This is a genomic window from Pseudoxanthomonas sp., from assembly GCF_036845285.1.
Classification (GTDB): Bacteria; Pseudomonadota; Gammaproteobacteria; order Xanthomonadales; family Xanthomonadaceae; genus Pseudoxanthomonas_A.
Genome location: NZ_DAIUEE010000002.1, coordinates 178,203 through 197,082, shown reverse-complemented (window position 1 = coordinate 197,082; position 18,880 = coordinate 178,203). Strand labels below are relative to the sequence as shown.

General features: G+C 66.5%; 16 protein-coding genes. 6 read left to right on the top strand and 10 right to left on the bottom strand.

The window, feature by feature from the left end; translation table 11 throughout:
• Positions 1 to 27: 27 nt before the first annotated feature.
• The 3 genes from V7060_RS03390 to V7060_RS03380 all read left to right on the top strand — a co-directional run bounded on the left by V7060_RS03390 (position 28) and on the right by V7060_RS03380 (position 2,471).
• Positions 28 to 891, top strand: coding sequence for a pirin family protein (locus tag V7060_RS03390; protein WP_334177849.1), 864 nt, complete (start codon positions 28 to 30; stop codon positions 889 to 891).
• 151 nt (positions 892 to 1,042) lie between these two features.
• On the top strand, positions 1,043 to 1,765 hold the full coding sequence (gene aqpZ / locus V7060_RS03385; protein WP_334177848.1) for an aquaporin Z: 723 nt from the start codon (positions 1,043 to 1,045) through the stop codon (positions 1,763 to 1,765).
• A gap of 244 nt (positions 1,766 to 2,009) precedes the next feature.
• Positions 2,010 to 2,471, top strand: coding sequence for a hypothetical protein (locus V7060_RS03380; protein WP_334177847.1), 462 nt, complete (start codon positions 2,010 to 2,012; stop codon positions 2,469 to 2,471).
• A gap of 42 nt (positions 2,472 to 2,513) precedes the next feature.
• On the opposite strand, the gene V7060_RS03375 is transcribed toward V7060_RS03380, so the two are convergent.
• The 10 genes from V7060_RS03375 to V7060_RS03330 all read right to left on the bottom strand — a co-directional run bounded on the left by V7060_RS03375 (position 2,514) and on the right by V7060_RS03330 (position 14,366).
• Positions 2,514 to 3,374, bottom strand: coding sequence for a pirin family protein (locus V7060_RS03375; protein WP_334177846.1), 861 nt, complete (start codon positions 3,372 to 3,374; stop codon positions 2,514 to 2,516).
• Between the two features lie 187 nt (positions 3,375 to 3,561).
• Positions 3,562 to 4,923, bottom strand: coding sequence for an NAD-dependent succinate-semialdehyde dehydrogenase (locus V7060_RS03370; RefSeq protein ID WP_334177845.1), 1,362 nt, complete (start codon positions 4,921 to 4,923; stop codon positions 3,562 to 3,564).
• 135 nt (positions 4,924 to 5,058) lie between these two features.
• Positions 5,059 to 5,907 (bottom strand): ABC transporter permease subunit, encoded by an 849-nt coding sequence (locus tag V7060_RS03365; protein ID WP_334177844.1) that lies wholly within the window; start codon positions 5,905 to 5,907, stop codon positions 5,059 to 5,061.
• A complete protein-coding gene (locus V7060_RS03360) occupies positions 5,904 to 6,818 on the bottom strand; it encodes an ABC transporter permease subunit (RefSeq protein WP_334177843.1) in 915 nt (304 codons plus the stop codon). The genes V7060_RS03365 and V7060_RS03360 overlap by 4 nt, the downstream gene beginning before the upstream one ends.
• Positions 6,815 to 7,960, bottom strand: a complete 1,146-nt coding sequence (gene potA, locus V7060_RS03355) for a polyamine ABC transporter ATP-binding protein (RefSeq protein ID WP_334177842.1) — start codon at positions 7,958 to 7,960, stop codon at positions 6,815 to 6,817. Before potA ends, V7060_RS03360 begins: the two co-directional genes overlap by 4 nt.
• 105 nt (positions 7,961 to 8,065) lie before the next feature.
• A complete protein-coding gene (locus V7060_RS03350) occupies positions 8,066 to 9,190 on the bottom strand; it encodes a polyamine ABC transporter substrate-binding protein (protein WP_334177841.1) in 1,125 nt (374 codons plus the stop codon).
• Between the two features lie 199 nt (positions 9,191 to 9,389).
• A complete protein-coding gene (locus V7060_RS03345) occupies positions 9,390 to 10,505 on the bottom strand; it encodes a polyamine ABC transporter substrate-binding protein (RefSeq protein ID WP_334177840.1) in 1,116 nt (371 codons plus the stop codon).
• A gap of 89 nt (positions 10,506 to 10,594) precedes the next feature.
• A complete protein-coding gene (locus V7060_RS03340; RefSeq protein WP_334177839.1) occupies positions 10,595 to 11,959 on the bottom strand; it encodes an aspartate aminotransferase family protein in 1,365 nt (454 codons plus the stop codon).
• 149 nt (positions 11,960 to 12,108) lie between these two features.
• Positions 12,109 to 13,503, bottom strand: coding sequence for a glutamine synthetase family protein (locus V7060_RS03335; protein ID WP_334177838.1), 1,395 nt, complete (start codon positions 13,501 to 13,503; stop codon positions 12,109 to 12,111).
• A gap of 101 nt (positions 13,504 to 13,604) precedes the next feature.
• The gene (locus V7060_RS03330) at positions 13,605 to 14,366 is read right to left on the bottom strand and encodes a gamma-glutamyl-gamma-aminobutyrate hydrolase family protein (RefSeq protein WP_334177837.1); all 762 of its coding nucleotides are present in this window, start codon (positions 14,364 to 14,366) and stop codon (positions 13,605 to 13,607) included.
• Positions 14,367 to 14,575: 209 nt separating this feature from the next.
• On the opposite strand from V7060_RS03330, the gene V7060_RS03325 reads away from it, so the two are divergent.
• From V7060_RS03325 to V7060_RS03315, 3 genes are all read left to right on the top strand, one after another.
• A complete protein-coding gene (locus tag V7060_RS03325) occupies positions 14,576 to 15,955 on the top strand; it encodes a glutamine synthetase family protein (protein ID WP_334177836.1) in 1,380 nt (459 codons plus the stop codon).
• 121 nt (positions 15,956 to 16,076) lie between these two features.
• Entirely contained in the window at positions 16,077 to 17,366 is a 1,290-nt protein-coding gene (locus tag V7060_RS03320) for an FAD-binding oxidoreductase (protein WP_334177835.1), read from the top strand.
• Between the two features lie 93 nt (positions 17,367 to 17,459).
• A complete protein-coding gene (locus V7060_RS03315; protein ID WP_334177834.1) occupies positions 17,460 to 18,764 on the top strand; it encodes a diguanylate cyclase in 1,305 nt (434 codons plus the stop codon).
• Positions 18,765 to 18,880: the final 116 nt, after the last annotated feature.

Below are 18,880 nucleotides of genomic sequence, written 5' to 3'. Positions count from 1 at the left end.
TTCCTCTTTCTCCAGGAGGACCTGCCCATGACCACGATCATCGCGCCCCGCGTGCACGACCTCGGCGGCGGTTTCAACGTGCGCCGCGCCGTGCCCAGCCTGCAGGCCCGCAGCGTGGGGCCGTTCGTGTTCGTCGACCACATGGGACCGGCGGTGTTCGAACCCGGTCGCGGCATCGACGTGCGCCCGCATCCGCACATCGGCCTGGCCACGGTGACCTTCCTCTGGGCCGGCGCGATCCATCACCGGGACACGCTGGGGTCGGAGCAGGTGATCACGCCTGGCGACGTCAACTGGATGACCGCCGGCCGCGGCATCGCGCACTCCGAGCGCACGCCCGGCGACGCGCGCGCCAGCGGACACGAAGTGCACGGGATGCAGACCTGGGTGGCGCTGCCCAGGTCGGCCGAAGAAGTCGAACCGGAGTTCCACCACCACACGGCGGCGACGCTGCCCGTGATCGACCATGCCGGCGCGCGGCTGCGGGTGATCGCCGGGCGCGCCTACGGCCAGGAGTCGCCGGTGAAGGTATTCAGCGGGACGTTCAACGTCGCCGTCGACCTGCAGCCGGATGCCGAGCTGGAGATCGACAACGGCCATGTCGAACGCGCGCTCTACGTGCTGGAAGGCGAAGCGCAGGTGGACGGTGCCGACATTCCGGAAAAGCACCTGGTGGTCTTCGACCGCGGCAGCCGGCCGGTGCTGCGCGCCAAGACGCCGGTGAAGGGCCTGCTGATGGGCGGCGAGCCGCTCGATGCGCCCCGCCACCTGTGGTGGAACTTCGTTTCCAGTTCGAAGGAGCGCATCGAGCAGGCCAAGCAGGACTGGCTGGAAGGCCGCTTCGGCCACGTGCCCGGCGAAACCGAATTCATTCCATTGCCGGAACGGTGAACCGGCCGTCGATGGCCTGCAAACACGGCACCTGCTTCACGGGTGTTCGAAAGCACTCCGCGTAACGCAAAGCAAACACCTGCCACGCCCGGCTTCCGCTATCGTGCGCGCACCGTCATGTGACGGGGCGCACACAAACAAGGGGTCTGGCATGAGTATGCCGAAGAAGCTCGCGGCAGAGTTCCTGGGGACATTCTGGCTGGTGCTGGGTGGTTGCGGCAGTGCGGTGCTGGCGGCCAAGTTCGGCGGCGATGGCAATCCGCTGGGCATCGGCCTGCTGGGCGTATCACTGGCCTTCGGCCTGACGGTGCTGACCGGCGCTTATGCGTTCGGCCACATTTCGGGGGCCCACTTCAATCCTGCGGTCAGTGTCGGCCTGTGGGCCGGTGGACGGTTCCCCGCGAAGGACCTGGTGCCGTACGTGGTGGCGCAGGTCGTCGGCGGTCTCGCGGCCGCCTTCATCCTGTGGCAGATCGCCAGCGGCCAGCCGGGCTTCGCGGTCGATCCCAACGCGGCAGGCGCCTTCGCCAGCAACGGTTACGGCGCGATGTCGCCGGGTGGCTATACCGTCGCGGCGGCGTTCCTGATCGAAGTCGTGCTCACGGCGTTCTTCCTGATCGTCATCATGGGATCGACCCATGGCCGCGCACCGGCCGGCTTCGCGCCGATCGCCATCGGCCTGGCACTGACCCTGATCCACCTGATCAGCATTCCGGTCACCAACACGTCGGTGAATCCCGCGCGTTCCACTGCCGTGGCGTTGTTCGCCGGTCCCGCCGCCGTCGGGCAGCTGTGGCTGTTCTGGCTGGCGCCGATCCTCGGGGGACTGATCGGCGGCATGCTCTACGGCTGGCTGGGCCGCGACCGCAGCTGAGCCGCCTGGCCCATGCCCGGCAACGCCGGGCGTGGGCCGGATCCGCGTGTGACTGGGGTCGCCCTTCGCATGCATGCCGCGTTGTTTTGCGCCGCAGCATGGGCTAAGGTCGGGTCGACTGCCAGGGGAAACCGGCAGCCGGCGCCGGGGAATGCAAGGGGATGATGCAGGGCCTGCGTGGCTCGCCACGGTGCACGGATGACGTGGCACCGCCCATGCCCGGGCGTTCGATCCAGGGGACTACATGAAGACCGTGATTGCCGTTGGCCTCAGCCTTTTTTCCGCTGCCGCATGGGCGCAGACCGCGCCGGCGTGCCCGACGTTGCCGGCCAATGCCGGCCTGAGCTGGGAACAGCGCGTCGATACGAGCTTCATCACCTGCAAGGCGGTCACCGACGATGGCCGGCAGGTGCTCAACGTGATGCTGACCGCACGCGACCCCAGGATCAGCCTGGAACGGCGCCTGCGTCAGGAGGAAAGCACGTTCTCCGGCGAAAAGATGTACTGGTACCGACCCAACCTGGGTGGCCAGGAGACGCTGCCGGCGATGGCCTCGCGGCGCATCGCCGTGGTCGAGTACGACGACGACCGCTACGCGCAGGTGTGGATCAATGCCGGGTCGCCCGAGGAACTCGGTTCGTTGATCTCGCTGGCACGCCAACTCGACGTGCGCAGTGCCGGCGCGCAGCTGTCCGCCGGCAACTGACGATCGCGCGCCACGGCGGGAGGATCTCCCGCCGCACCTGCTTCAGAACCGGCCTTCCTGGAAGTCGACGAAGGCCTGCATCAGTTCCTGCCGCGTGTTCATGACGAACGGACCGTGGCGCATCACCGGCTCGCGCAGCGGACGCCCCGCCACCAGGATCAGGCGCGCAGGCTGGCTGCCCGCACGCAGCTGCAGGATCTCGCCGCCGCCCAGCATGCCCATCTCGTGCGTATCGAGCGCGCGTGCATCCTCGCCCTCGCCCACCGTCGCCGCACCTTCGAACACATAGGCGAACGCGTTGTGGCCCGCCGGCAGCGCGTAATCCCACGCCTGCCCCGGCTGCAGCGCGATATCGAGGTAGACCGGATCGGTGGCCGGCTGCGAGATCGGTCCCTGCGTGTCGCCGACGGTGCCGGCGATGACCTTCACCTCGACGCCCTTCGCCGGATGCGCGACCGGGATATTCTCCGGCGCGAATTCCTGGTACTTCGGCGCGGTCATCTTGTCGCGCGACGGCAGGTTCACCCACAACTGGAAACCGCGCATGCGGCCGGATTCCTGCTCGGGCATTTCCGAATGCACCAGGCCGCGGCCAGCCGTCATCCACTGCACCGCGCCCGGGGTCAGCAGGCCTTCGTTGCCATGGTTGTCGCGGTGGCGCATGCGGCCGTCGAGCATGTAGGTGACGGTCTCGAAGCCGCGATGTGGATGCTCGGGGAACCCGGCCAGGTAGTCCTCGGCCTTGTCGGTGCCGAACTCGTCCAGCAGCAGGAACGGATCCAGGTCGGGCAGGTCGGGGCCGCCGATCACGCGCGTCAGCTTGACGCCGGCGCCATCGGACGTGGGTCGGCCGCGGATCGTGCGGATCACGCGGGCGGGCGTGGTGTCGGTCGGGGTGCTCATGACGCCTCCTGTTCAATTGCCGACAAGATGGCACCGGCATGGCGACTTAGGAACGGCGGCGGACGTAACCATCCGTTCCATCCATGGATCATGATGCGGCGTGCGAGCGACGTCAGTCGCAAAACCGCAATGCCGGCACAACCTCGCGACTGACGTCGCTCCCACATGCCCGCAACGCCGACGAACCTCAGGCGATATAGACCGACTTGATGTTCATGAATTCGTGGATGCCGTGCTCGGCCAGTTCGCGACCGAAGCCCGAGCGCTTGGTACCACCGAACGGCAGCCGCACGTCGCTGCGCACGATCGCATTGACGAACGCGGCACCAACCTGCAACTGGCGCGCGATGCGGTCGCCGCGTTCGGCATCGCGCGTCCACACGCTGCCGCCCAGACCGAACGTGGTGTCGTTGGCCACGCGCACCGCATCGGCATCGTCCTTCACCCGCAGGATGCTGGCGACGGGGCCGAACAGCTCTTCGTCGTAGGCCGGCATGCCCGGCGCCACCGCGTCGAGGATCGAAGCCGGATAGCCGGCATGCGAGGCATCGGGCGAACCGCCCAGCAGCACCTGCGCGCCCTTCGACACGCTGGCCTGCACCTGCTTGTGCAGTTCGTCGCGCAGGTCCTGGCGCGCCATCGGCGCCAGCGTGGTCGCATCGTCCTGTGGATCGCCGAGTTGCAGCTTCGACGCCGCCTCGACGAAGCGCTTCACGAACTCGTCGGCGATGCCCTCCTGCACGATGAAGCGCTTGGCCGCGATGCAGGTCTGACCGGCATTGCCGAAGCGCGACGCCACGGCGCCGGCGACAGTCTTCTCCAGGTCCGCATCGTCGAGCACGATGAAGGCATCGCTGCCGCCGAGTTCCATCACGCTCTTCTTCAACTGGCTGCCGGCGTTGGACGCGACGGAACGTCCCGCGCGCTCGCTGCCGGTCAGGGTCACCGCGGCGACGCGCGCATCGCGGATCACCTCGGCGGCCTGGTCGTTGTCGATGTGCAGCACGCCGAACACGCCTTCCGGCAGGCCCGCCGCCGCCAGCACCTCGGCGATGAGGTCGGCGCAGCGCGGCACGTTGCTCGCGTGCTTGAGCACTGCGACATTGCCCGCCATGAAGGCCGGCGCGAGGAAGCGGAACACCTGCCAGATCGGGAAATTCCACGGCATCACCGCCAGCACGCAGCCGATCGGCTCGTAGCGCACGTAGCTGCGCTGGCCATCGGTGGCGATCGGCTGGTCCTGCAGGTAGTCGGCCGCATGGTCGGCGTAGTAATCGCAGGCACCCGCGCACTTGTCGACTTCGGCCAGCGCCTCCCTGCGCAGCTTGCCCATCTCCGCGGTCATGGTGCGCTGCAGGTCGTCGCGGCGCCGGCGCAACTCGGCGCCGACCGCGCGCATCACCTTGCCGCGGTCGGCAAGCGGCAGCGCGGACCATGCGGGGAACGCCTTCGACGATGCCGCCAGCACGGCGTCCACCTGCGCGGCGGTCATCAGTTCGTGGCGGTACTCGACCTGTCCGGTCGCGGGGTTGACGGTTTCGACAGTCATGGCTTCTTTTTCAGTCGTGGTGCGCAGCGGATGGGAGGGAGTCTGGATGCAGCGACGTTACGGCGCCGTGGCGAATCGGATCCGGATGCGGATTCGGACGCGGGACCGATACGACCCCATTCCCGCCGTCACGCGCTAGCCGTTCTCCTGCAGCGCCAGTTGCATGTCGCGCTGGCGACGCTTCTCCTCGCGGTACATCAGCCACCAGCCGAGGAACGCGGCCACGCTCACCACCATGATCATCAATGTGGCAAGGGCGTTGATCTTCGGACTCAGGCCCATGCGCACGGACGAGAACACCTTCATCGGCAGCGTCGTGGAGTTGGGGCCGGCGACGAAGCTGGCGATCACCACGTCGTCCAGCGACAGCGTGAACGCGAGCAACCAGCCCGACACCAGCGCCGGCGCGATGATCGGCAGCGTGATCAGGAAGAACACCTTGATCCGGTTCGCCCCAAGATCCATCGCCGCCTCCTCCAGCGACTTGTCCAGTTCGGACAGGCGGGAGGACACGACGACGGTGACGAACGCCAGCGTGAACGTCACGTGGGCGATCCAGATGGCGACGATGCCCTTCGGCGCGAAGTAGCCATCGGTCATGCCCTGCAGCGAGACGAACATCAGCAGGATCGACAGGCCGATGATCACTTCCGGCATCACCAGCGGCGCGGTGATCAGCGCGCCGAACAGCGTCTTGCCCGGGAACCGCCGCATCCGCGCCATCACCAGCGCCGCCATCGTGCCCAGCACGACGGCCGCCGTGGCAGTCCAGAACGCGACCTTGATGCTGATCCACGCGGCCTGCAGCATCTGCTTGTCGCGGAACAGTTCGCCGTACCACTTCAGCGAGAAACCGGACCACACCGTGGCCAGGCGCGACTCGTTGAAGGAGTACACCATCAGGATCAGCACCGGCACGTACAGGAAGGCAAAGCCCAGCCCCAGCACCGTCCAGTTGACGGCGCGTTGTCCGACGCGGCTCATGTCAGCCTCCCTTCCAGCTCGCGCTGCTGCACGCGGTTGAAGATCAGGATCGGGATCAGCAGCAGGATCAGCATGACGATGGCCACCGCCGAGGCCGCCGGCCAGTCGCGGTTGTTGAAGAACTCGCCCCACAGCACGCGTCCGATCATCAGCGTGTCCGGGCCGCCCAGCAGTTCGGGAATGACGAACTCGCCCACCGCCGGGATCATCACCAGCATGCAGCCGGCGATGATGCCGGCCTTCGACAACGGCAGCGTGATGGTGAAGAACGCCTTCCACGGCTTGGCGCCGAGGTCGTACGCCGCCTCCAGCAACCGGTGGTCGTGCTTCACCAGGTTGGTGTACAGCGGCAGCACCATGAACGGCAGGTAGCAGTAGACGATGCCGATGTACGCGGCCAGCGGCGTGTACAGGATCTGCAGCGGCTCATCGATGATGCCGATCTTCATCAGCAGGTTGTTGAGCAGGCCGTTGTTCTTGAGGATGCCGATCCAGGCGTAGACGCGGATCAGGAACGAGGTCCACGACGGCAGCACCACCAGCATCATCGCGATGTTGCGCGTCGAAGGCGGCAAGCGCGCGATGACATAGGCGATCGGATACGCCACCAGCAGCGCCAGCAGGGTGGAGATGGCCGCGATCTTGATCGAACTCAGGTAGGCCTGGACGTACTGCGAGTCGGTGAACAGCGCCACGTAGTTGCCGAGGTTGAGCTTCAGCGTCAGCGCCTCGTCGATGTACTCGAGGACCGGCGTGTACGGCGGCATCGCGATCGCCAGCTGGGAGAACGAGATCTTCAGCACGATCAGGAACGGAATGGCGAAGAACAGCAGCAGCCAGACGTAGGGCACCGAGATCACGCCCCAACGTGGCCCCGGCAGGCGCTTGCGCAGGGAACGGAGGATGTTCATGCGGTCAGCACCACGCCGTCGTTGTCGCCCCACCACACCCAGACCTCGTCGTTCCAGGTGAGTCCCTCGCTGGCCCAGCGCTGCACGTTGGCGAAGTTGGCCATGAACTTGTACCCGCTCGGCAGGCGCACGTGGTAGACCGAATGGCTGCCGAAATAGGCGATATCCTCGATCAGGCCCTTCGCCTTGTTGTGCGGCTGGGGCGGTTCGTCCTTGCCGATGCCGAGTTTCTCCGGCCGCACCGCGAAGCCGACTTCCTGCCCCTCGAACCCGGAGATGCCGTGGCCGATGTAGATGGGATCCGGCAGCAGCGGCGAACGGATGGTCACGTAATCCGCTTCGTCATCCTCCACCACGCCTTCGATCAGGTTGACCGAACCGATGAACTCGGCGGTGAAGCGGCTGGTCGGCTGCTCGTAGATCTCGTCGGGCGTGCCGACCTGGCGGATCCAGCCCTGGTCCATCAGCGCGATGCGGGTGGCCATGGTCATGGCCTCTTCCTGGTCGTGGGTGACCATCACGCAGGTCACGCCGGACTTCTCGATGATGCTGACCAGTTCCAGTTGCATCTGCGAACGCAGCTTCTTGTCCAGCGCGCCCATCGGCTCGTCGAGCAGCAGCAGTTTCGGTCGCTTGGCCAGCGACCGCGCCAGCGCGACGCGCTGCTGCTGGCCGCCGGACAACTGGTGCGGCTTGCGCTTGGCCAGCTTGCCCAGTTGCACCAGCGCGAGCATCTCTTCCACGCGCGTCTTGATCGCGTCCTTGGACAATCCGTCCTGCTTCAGGCCGAACGCGATGTTCTGCTCCACCGTCATATGCGGGAACAGCGCATACGACTGGAACATCATGTTGAGCGGCCGCTCGTACGGCGGCAACTCGTTGAGCAGCTGTCCGTCCAGGTAGATCTTGCCGGACGAGGGCGTCTCGAACCCGGCCAGGCAGCGCAGCAGCGTGGACTTGCCGCTGCCCGAACCACCCAGCAGCGCGAAGATCTCGCCCTTGCGGATGGTCAGGTTGGTGTCGTCCACCGCGACGAAGCCGTCGAATTCCTTGCGCACGTCGACGATGCGCAGATACTCCTGCGCGCTCGCCTTGCCGTTCTGCCCCGTGTCCTTGCCGCCGTTGCCCTGTTCTGCCGCCATGGAATTCCCCTGGTCAACGGTGCGGAATGCGCACCGGCCATCGATAGGTCGCGTGGGACCGCCGGACACCGGGACGGGCACCGCCCGCCCCGGCCGCGGCGCGTATTACTTGCCGGTCTTCAGTTCCGTCCAGATGCGCGTGTACTGGCGGTCGACCTCGGGCGTGATGATCGCGAAGGTGAACAGCTTCGCCTCCACCTCGGGCTTCGGGTAGATCGTCGGATCGTCGGTGATCGCCTTGTCCATCAGCGCCTTGGCCTTCGGGATGGCGTTCGGGTAGCTGATGAAGTTGGAGTTGTTCGCCATCACCTGTGGGTCGAGCAGGTAGTTGATGAAGGCGTAGGCCTCGTCCACGTGCTTGGCGTCCTTCGGGATGGCCAGCATGTCGAACCACTGCGGCGCGCCTTCCTTCGGGATCGCGTACGCGATGTTGACGCCGTTGTTGGCCTCGGCCGCGCGGTCGCGCGCCTGGATGACGTCGCCGGACCAGCCGAGCACCAGGCAGGTGTCGCCGTTGGCCATCGCGTCGATGTACTGCGAGGAATGGAAGTTGGTGATGTAGGGGCGGATCTTCTTCAGCAGTGCCGCCGCCTTGTCGATGACGGCCGGGTCCCGGCTGTTCGGGTCTTCGCCCAGGTAGTTCAGCGCGATCGGGATGATCTCCGACGGCGTGTCGAGGAAGGTCACGCCGCAGTCCTTCAGCTTGCTGATGTTCTCCGGCTTGAACACCAGGTCCAGGCTGTTGGCGACATCGGTGTTGCCGAACGCGGCCTTGACCTTGTCGACGTTGTAGCCGATGCCGGTGGTGCCCCACATGTAGGGGATCGCGTGCTGGTTGCCCGGGTCCTGGTTCTCCAGCCGCTTCATGATGGCCGGGTCGAGGTTGGCGTAGTTGGGGATCTTGGACTTGTCCAGCGGCAGGAACACGCCCGCCTGGATCTGCCGGCCGAGGAAGTTCATCGTCGGCACGACCACGTCGTAGCCGCTGCTGCCCGCCAGCAACTTCGTTTCCAGCACCTCGTTGCTGTCGAACACGTCGTAGGTGACCTTGATGCCCGACTGCTTCTCGAAGTTCGGGATCGTGTCCTCCGCGATGTAGTCGGACCAGTTGTAGACGTTGACCTGTTTGGCGCCGCCGGTGTCGGCGCCGCCTTCCCCGGCGGATTTGCCGCCGCATGCGGCGAGGGTGGTACACAGGGCCAGGGCGGTTGCCAGTACGCGCAGTTTCATCAATCTCTCTCCATTCGGCCCGCGAGGGCGCCTTGATGTGGTCCCGGACCGGCCGTCGGCCGCCGCGGGCGTGCTGTCATGCAGTGGCCTGTCCCTGCCGTGCCGCTCCCCTTCTCCCCCTCCCTGCGCCGCTCCCCGTGCCGCGGGAAACGCCACGATGACGAAGGGCGCGTCCGTCATGGCACGCGCCCTTCCTGTTTCAGCGTCCGGTCTTCAGTTCCGTCCAGATGCGCGTGTACTGGCGATCCACTTCGGGCGGCAGCACCGCGAAGGTGAACAGTTTCGCGTCCACATCCGCCGGCGGGTAGATCGTCGGATCGTCGGCGATGCTCTTGTCGACCAGCGGCTTCGATGCCGGCACCGGATTCGGATAGGTCACGTAGTTGGTGTTCGCCGCCGCGACCTTCGGGTCCAGCAGGTAGTTGATGAACGCATACGCGTTGTCGACATTCTTGGCGTCCTTCGGGATGGCCAGCATGTCGAACCACTGCGGCGCGCCTTCCTTCGGGATCGCATACGCCACGTTGACGCCATTGCCCGATTCGGCCGCGCGGTCGCGCGCCTGGATGATGTCGCCCGACCAGCCCACCACCAGGCAGACGTCACCGTTGGCAAGGTCGTTGATGTACGAGGACGAGTGGAAGTTGCGGATGTAGGGACGGATCGACTTCAGCAGCGCGGCCGCCTTGTCGATCACCGCCGGATCGAAGCTGTGCGGATCCTCGCCGAGGTAGTTCAGCGCGATCGGGATCAGTTCCGACGGCGTGTCCAGCACGGTGATGCCGCAGTCCTTCAGCTTGGCCGCGTTCTCGGGCTTGAACACCACGTCCCAGCTGCCGGTCACGGCGGTGTCGCCGAAGATGGCCTTGATCTTGTCGACGTTGTAGCCGATGCCGCTGGTGCCCCACAGGTAGGGCACGGCGTACTGGTTGCCCGGGTCCTGCAGCGCGATGCGCTCCAGCATCTTCGGGTCGACGTTCTTCAGGTTGGGGATCTTGCTCTTGTCCAGCGGCAGGAACACGCCCGCCTGGATCTGCCGGCCGAGGAAGCTCAGCGACGGCACCACCACGTCGTAGCCGCTGCTGCCCGCCAACAGCTTGGTCTCGACCATTTCGTCGCTGTCGAACACGTCGTAGGTGACCTTGACGCCCGACTGCTGCTCGAAGTTCGGGATGGTGTCCTCGGCGATGTAGTCGGACCAGTTGTAGACGTTGAGTGTCTTCGACGACGCGCCGTCGGCAGCCTTCTCGTCCTTGCCGCCGCAACCGGCCAGCACGGCGGCAGCCAGCACGACGGTGAGGGTCTTGAGCTTCATCGGGTTCTCCATGAACAGGATCGGGGGAATGGAAACATCATACGCCCGGGCTGCGACGCTGTGACGCAGCGCACGGTCGGTTCGGCACGCTACATCCCCAGATCGGCCGCCGTGTCGTTGAGCGCCTTCCACGTCTTCTCGAACAGCTCGTCCACCTGCGCCCGCGTGATGACCAGCGGAGGCGACAGCAGCATCGCATCCCAGGTCGCACGCAGGATCAGCCCGTGCTTCAGCGCGTGGTCGCGGCAACGCGGACCGACCGTACCCCGCTCGGGGAAGAACGCGCGCTTGCGCTTGTCGGGTACCAGCTCCAGCGCGCCGACCATGCCGGCGATGCGCGCCTGGCCGACCAGGCGGTGCTCGCCCAGTTCGGCCCAGCGCTGCGCCAGATACGGCGCGATTTCGGTCTTGGCCCGCTCGACGATCTTTTCGTCCTGCAGGATGCGGATGTTCTCCAGCGCCACCGCCGCGCACACCGGGTGGCCGGAGTACGTGGCGCCATGCGCGAGTTCGCCGCCTTGTTCCTTCAGCACCTTCGCCACGCGGTCGTTGAACATCGCCGCGCCCAGCGGGATGTAGCCGGAGGTGATGCCCTTGGCGACCGGCATGATGTCCGGCTGGAAGCCGAAGTACTGCGAGCCGAACCATTCGCCGGTGCGGCCGAAGCCGCAGATGACTTCGTCGGCCACCAGCAGCACGTCGTACTGGCGGCAGATGCGTTCGATTTCGGGCCAGTAGGTCTTCGGCGGGATGTAGACGCCGATCGCGCCCATGATGGGTTCGCCGATGAAGGCGGCCACGCGCTCCGGGCCGAGTTCGAGGATCTTCTGCTCCAGCCGGCGCGCCGCGACCAGGCCGTACTCGTCCTCGGACAGGTCGCCACCATCGGCGAACCAGAACGGCGGATCGATGTGGTGGATGTCCGGGATCGGCAGCCCACCCTGCTTGTGCATGCCCTTCATGCCGCCGAGGCTGGCGCCGGCCATGGTGGTGCCGTGGTAGCCATCGTGGCGGCCGATGAAGATGTTCTTCCGCGGCTGGTCCTGCACCGCCCAGAAGTGCCGGACCATGCGCAGGATGGTGTCGTTGGCTTCCGAGCCGGAATTGACGAAGAACGAGTGGTTGAGATCACCCGGCGCCAGTTCGGCCAGCTTGGCGGCCAGCGCGATGGTCGGCTCGGTCGTGCACTGGAAGAAGCTGTTGTAGTAGGCCAGCTGCGTCATCTGCTTCGACGCCACCTCGCCCAGCTCCTTGCGTCCGTAGCCGACGTTGACGCACCACAGGCCCGCGAAGGCATCGAGCAACTGGTTACCATCGGCATCCCAGACGTAGCAGCCCTCGCCCCTGGTGAGGATGCGCGTGCCCTTCTTCGCCAGCGCGGCGTTGTCGTTGAACGGATGCAGGTGGTGCTCGGCATCGAGCTTCTGCAGGGTGCGGGTGTCGAGTTGGGTCATGTGAGCTCCAATTATTGAGCCCTCTCCCTTCGGGAGAGGGGTTGGGGTGAGGGTCCGGCGGCACCATCGGCGATGAACCATCCCGATGTCGCCGTACCCTCATCCGGCGCTTCGCGCCACCTTCTCCCGAGGGGAGAAGGGCACAGCATTCAGACGTTCAACAGCAGGAATTCCCGCTCCCACGAGCTGATCACGCGGAAGAAGGTCTCGTATTCCTTGCGCTTGACCGACACGTACGCACGCACGAAGCGCGCGCCCATCAGTTCCTGCAGCGGCTTGCTGCCTTCCAGTTCGTCCAGCGCCTCGCCCAGCGAGCGCGGCAGTTCGAAGCCGATGTCCTGTGCGCTGCTGGTCAGCGGCTCGGTCGGCTTCAGCTGTTCGCGGATGCCGAGCAGCCCGCAGGCCAGCGTGGCGGCCATGGCGAGATAGGGATTGGCATCGGAACCGGCGAAGCGGCTCTCCACGCGCATGTTCTCCGGCGTGTCCATCGGCACGCGCAGGCCGCAGGTGCGGTTGTCGTAGCCCCACTGCACGTTGATCGGCGCCACCTGCCCCAGCGCCAGCCGGCGGTAGGAATTGACGTTGGGGCCGAAGAACGCCATCGCCATCGGCACGTACTTCTGCAGGCCCGCCAGGTAATGCCCGAACAGCTTGCTGCCCTTGCCCTCGCTCTTGCCAGTGAACACGTTGCGGCCCGACTTCATGTCCAGCAGGCTCTGGTGGATATGCATGGCGCTGCCGGGTTCGTTCTCCATCGGCTTGGCCAGGAAGGTGGCGTACACACCATGGCGCATCGCCGCTTCGCGCATCGTGCGCTTGAACAGGAACACCTGGTCGGCGCGCGACAGCGCGTCGTCATGGGTGAAGTTGACCTCCAACTGCGCCGCGCCGGATTCGTGGATCAACGTATCCACGTCCAGTTCCATGGCGTCGCAGTAGTCGTACATCAGGTCGAGGATGGGATCGAACTCGTTGACCGCATCGATGGAATACGACTGCCGCGCCGTCTCCGGACGACCCGAACGGCCGGCAGGCGGCAGCAGTGGAAAGTCCGGATCGGTGTTCTTCTGCACCAGGAAGAATTCCAGCTCCGGTGCCACCACCGGGCGCAGGCCTTCCTTTTCGTAGGCCGCCAGCACGCGACGCAACACGTTGCGCGGCGCCAGGTCATGCGGCTTGCCGTCCTTGGTGTGGCAGTCGTGGATCACCTGCGCGGTGGGATCGGTCGCCCACGGCACCATGCGCACCGTGTCGGGATCCGGCCGCAGGAACATGTCCGAGTCCGACGGCGAGGTCAGGTCGTAGTAATCGTCCGGGTAATCGCCGGTGACGGTGGTGGCGAAAATGCCTTCCGGCAGGCGCGTGCCGTAGTCGTGGCTGAACTTGTCGGCGGGGATGATCTTGCCGCGCGCGATGCCGGTGATATCGGGCACCAGGCATTCGACCTCGGTGATGCTGCGCTCCTTCAGCCAGCGCCTCAGCGAACTCTCGGGCAACTCGGCGGCAGCGGATTTCTTTTTCCGTTGTGTTTGTTTCTGGCTCATGGGGAAAACAGTCCTGGGAGGAAAAGGCCGGCAAGATCGCCGGGCGCCTGCGCAACGGGCACGTCAGTGCCCGCCCTCCCATGGCGGGGGATGCCGCCGTTTCATGCCGCCACTCCCCACCGTGCCGCACGGGCGCGGCAGGCGTCGCCGAAGGCGCGGAAGATGGCGAGGTAGAACGGGTTTTCCGCCACCTTCCACTCCGGATGCCATTGCACGGCCAGCATGAAGGCCGGGCCGTCGTGGCGGAAGGCTTCGATCAGGCCATCCGGCGCCTGCGCCTCCACCACCAGGCCTTCGCCCAGCCGGCGCACGCCCTGGCCGTGCAGCGAATTGACCGTGGCCCGCGTATCGCCGACCAGCGTGGCGAGCAGCCCGCCCGGCACCAGCGCGACGTCGTGCGCCGGTCCGTACTGCACGTCCAGCGGGTCGTCCTTGTTCTCGCGGTGATCCATGAAGCCGGGCTGCTCGTGCACCTTCTGGTACAGGCTGCCGCCGAAGGCCACGTTGACTTCCTGGAAGCCGCGGCAGATGGCCAGCACGGGCACGCCCATCTCGATGGCGAGCGGGATCAGCGGCAGGCTGGTGGCATCGCGGCGCGGGTCCAGCAGGTTGCCTTCGTAACTCGGCTCGTCGCTGTAGTGATGCGGCTCGATATTGCTGACCGCACCGGTCAGCAGCAGGCCGTCCAGGCCGTCGAGCACCTGGCGCAATGGCAGGACGGGATCCAGCGTGGGCACCAGCAGCGGCAGGCAACCTGCCCCATCGACCACTGCGCGGACGTACTTCTCGCCGACGGCAAGGAAGGGATGCGCACCGATTTGCTTGTGGTCGGTCGGCAGACCGACCCGCGGCAGCGGGGTCATGCAGGAAGCCCGAAGTGGCTTGCCGGCAACTTAACCCGGCCGTTTTATTTTTACAACACGAAGCCGCCAGACGACGTTTCCAGCGCCGATATGGTGCGCCGCGGCACCAATTCCGGGCATTTAAGCCCGTCATGGAAATGCGCGCGTTGAGTATTCTTGACGCGACCGCTGCTCTGCTAAGCTGCGCCGCAGCCTCCTGGATGACCCTCATGCGCCCCGACTCCGCTGCGCTTTCCCTGCCTGCCGACGACGCCGCCACGCTCGCCTCGATCCCCGACTGCGAACAGGTCGACCTGCTGCTGCCGGACATGAACGGCCTGCTGCGCGGCAAGCGCGTGACCCGCGAGGCCCTGGAGAAGGTCTACCGCGACGGTGTGTGCCTGCCGATGTCGCTGATCGCCACCGACATCACCGGCAACACGGTGGAGGAAACCGGCCTGGGCTACGACATCGGCGACGAGGACCGCATCTGTCGGCCCGTGCCGGGTTCTCTGCGGCCGGTGCCGTGGTCGCCGCGCCCGGCCGCACAACTGCTGTTGAGCATGGAAGACGCGCAGGGCGGCATGTTCGAGGCCAACCCGCGCGAAGTGCTCAAGCGCGTGCTGGCGCGCTACGCGGCGCGCGGACTGAAGCCGGTGGTGGCGGTGGAACTGGAGTTCTACCTGTTCGACCAGCGCATGGACGATGCCGGCCGCCCGCGCACGTCCATCAATCCGGTCACCGGGCAGCGCAACACCAGTACGCAGGTCTACTACATGGAAGACCTGAACGACTATCGCGGTTTCACCGACGGCGTGGCCGCTGCGTGTCGCGCGCAACGCATCCCGGCCGACACCGCCGTGGCTGAATACGCGCCGGGCCAGTTCGAGATCAACCTCAAGCACCGCGACGATGCGCTGCTCGCCTGCGATGACGCCATCTACCTGAAGCGCGCGATCAAGGCGGTTGCGCAGCAGCAGGGACTGATGGCCAGCTTCATGGCCAAGCCGTTCGCCGAACAGGCCGGCAGCGGCATGCATATCCACGCCAGCGTGCTGGATGCCGAGGGCCGCAACATCTTCGCCTCGCCGCAGGCAGCGCCGGCGGACGCACTGAAGCACGCCATCGGCGGCCTGCAGCGCAGCGACCGGGATGCCCTGCTGCTGTTCGCGCCGCACGCCAACAGCTACCGCCGCTTCGTACTGAATGCCTTCGTCCCGCTCAACGACGTGTGGGGCTACAACAACCGCACCGTGGCCATGCGCATCCCGCACAGCGACGAAGCCAACACGCGCATCGAACACCGCATCGCCGGTGCCGACGCCAACATCTACCTGGTCACTGCCGCGGTGCTGGCCGGCATGCTGCACGGCATGGAACAGGGCTTCGATCCCGGCCCGCCGGTCACCGGCAACGCCTACGACCAGACCGACATCCGCACGCCGTTCTGGCGCGAGGCCATCGGCGCGTTCATGGTCAGCGAGTTCATCCGCGAGCAGTTCGGCACCCCGTTCCAGCACATCTACGGCCAGCAGAAGCTCAAGGAGATGCACAGCTTCTATACCGAGGTGACGGATCTAGAGTACGCGTGGTACCTGCGGTCCGTGTGATGCGGCGCATGTCTTCCCGGATACCGCCAATCCCGCGAAGGCGGGAACCCAGCGACTTCCGCACCACGAAGACAAAGGCACTGGGTCCCCGCCTTCGCGGGGATGACGGCGGGGAGACACCGTGAATCCTCTTCCCATCTCTTCCTATCCCGACAGCTGGTACGCCGCCAGCGCCACGCCCCTACCCGCGCAACCTTCGCTGGAAGGCCGCATCGACGCCGACGTCTGCATCCTCGGCGCCGGCTACACCGGCCTGTCGGCGGCGCTGGAACTGGCCGAAGCCGGTTACAGGGTCGTCGTGCTGGAAGCCGAGCGCGTCGGCTGGGGCGCGTCGGGACGCAATGGCGGCCAGGCCATCGCCGGCTTCGGTTGCGGCGAGGCCAAGCTGGAGGCGCTGGTCGGCTTCGACGATGCGAAGAAGATGTTCGACCTGTCGGTGGAAGGCCTGCGCTGGTTGCGTGGCCGCATCGACCGGCATGGTATCGACTGCGACTGGCGCGACGGCCATGCCACCGTGCCGATCAAGCCGCGCCAGCAACGCGAGGTGGAAGACGCCGTCGAGGACTTCAATACGCGCTATGGCCATCCCGTGCAGTGGTGGAACCGCGAGCGCCTGCGCAGCGAACTCGCCAGCGACCGTTACCTGGGCGCGATGTACGACCCGGTCAGCGGCCACCTGCACCCGCTGGCGTATGCGCTGGGCCTGGGTCGCGCCGCGCTGGATGCCGGCGTGCGCATCTTCGAAGGCTCGTGCGTGACGGAGCTCGTGCGGGGCGCGCGTCCGGTGCTGAAGACCGCACAGGGCGAGGTCGTCTGCGACACCGCGATCCTGGCCGGCAACGCGCTGCTGCGCGGGATCGCGCCGGAACTGGAGTCGCGGATGATGCCGGTGGGCACCTACATCGCCGCCACGCCGCCGCTGGGCGAAGCGCGCGCACGCGACCTGATCCGCAACGACATGGCGGTGGCCGACACCAATTGGGCGCTGGACTACTTCCGCCTCGGCCGCGACCACCGGCTGCTGTTCGGCGGCCGCGCCAGCTATTCGACGATGACCCCGCCCAACCTGCGCGGCGTGATGACGCGGCGCATGCATCGCGTGTTCCCGCAGCTGCACGACGTCGGCATCGAATACCTGTGGGGCGGGATGATCGATATCTCGCTCAACCGTGCGCCGCACTGGGGCCGGCTGTCGCCGACGCTCTATTTCGCGCAGGGCTTTTCCGGACATGGCCTGATCGCCTCCGGATTGGCGGGCACCCTGATCGCGGAAGCGATCCGCGGGCAGTCCGAGCGGCTGGACCTGTTCGCGAAGATCGACCACCGCCCGTTCCCTGGCGGCCGCGCCCTGCGCACGCCGATGCTGGTCGCGGCGATGGCCTGGTTCAAGCTGCGCGACGCGCTGTGGTAGGCCCGGCCGAGGGCGGTTTCGTGACGGCGCTCTCAAGTCCTCTCCGCGGACGCCGATAACGGTGACAGGAACCTTCCCGCGGCGTTCTAGAGCATGTCCCAACCGCAACGCGTCACGTCCACCGCCTCCGGCCAGCACGCCCTGCCCCAGCGCATCCTGGTGGTGGAGAATTCGCGCACGCATGCGCGGCTGATCGGCGAGGCCATCGAACAGAAGCTGAGCCTGCCGGTGGTGTACGCATCCACGCTGGCGGAGGCGCGCACCACGCTGGAAAAGCATGCCGACTGGTTCATGGTGGTCACCAGCCTGGTGCTCGCCGACGGCAGCCACGACGACGTGGTGGAATTCTTCCTGTCGCGCCAGCTGCCGACCGTCGTGGTGAGCGGTGTCTACGACGACGGCCTGCGCGAGCAGGTGTTGCGGCGCCAGGTCGTCGACTACGTCCTGAAGAACACCCCCGGCAGCATCGATTACCTGGTCTGGCTGGTGCAGCGGCTGGAGCGCAACCGCCGCATCGCGGCCCTGATCGTCGACGACTCCCGTTCCGCACGCCAGCATGCCGCCGCCCTGCTGTCGATGTACGGCTTCCGCGTGGTGGAGGCGGCCGATGGCGAAGCCGGACTGGCGATGCTGGACGCGAATCCCGACATCCGCCTGGCCATCGTCGACCAGGAAATGCCGGGCATGAAAGGCCACGAATTCACGCGCCGCCTGCGGGCGCGCCATGCCCGCGACCACCTGGCGATCATCGGCATCTCCGGCACCAGCGACGGCAGCCTGGTGCCGCGCTTCCTGAAGAGCGGTGCGAACGATTTCCTGCATAAACCCTTTTCGCGCGAGGAGTTCTTCTGTCGCGTCTCGCAGAACATCGACCAGCTGGAACTGATCGGCACGCTGCAGGACCTGGCCACCCGCGACTTCCTGACCGGTCTGCCGAACCGTCGCCACTTTCTGGCCGAATGCCATGCGTTGCTGCCGAACACGCTGGGCCGCCAGCAGTCCGTCACCGCCGCGATCATCGACATCGACCACTTCAAGCACATCAACGACACCTATGGCCACGAGGCCGGCGACGTCGCCCTGAAGGCGGCCGCGCAGGCGATCGCGCGCCATGCCGGTACGCAGGACCTCATCGCCCGGTTCGGGGGCGAAGAATTCTGCGCCCTCGTGCCCTACCTGGGCGAAAGCGAGGCGGTCGAGTACTTCGAATCGCTGCGCGCCACGATCGAGGCGCTGGACATCGACATCGGCGGCCACCTGCTGCGCATGACCGTCAGCATCGGCGTCTTCCGTACCCGCTTCCCCGGCCAGACGCTCAACCACCTGATCAGCGAAGCCGACCGCAGGCTCTACCTGGCCAAGGCAGGCGGGCGGAACCGGGTGGTGTCGAGCGGCTAGCCGCTTTCTGTAGGAGCGACGTGAGTCGCGACCGCATGCCCAAAGCGCCCGCGTCGGATCCCGATAAGCGAAGACCGGCGCGACACCGATGACTGCGCCAGCCAGCTCCAAGACCA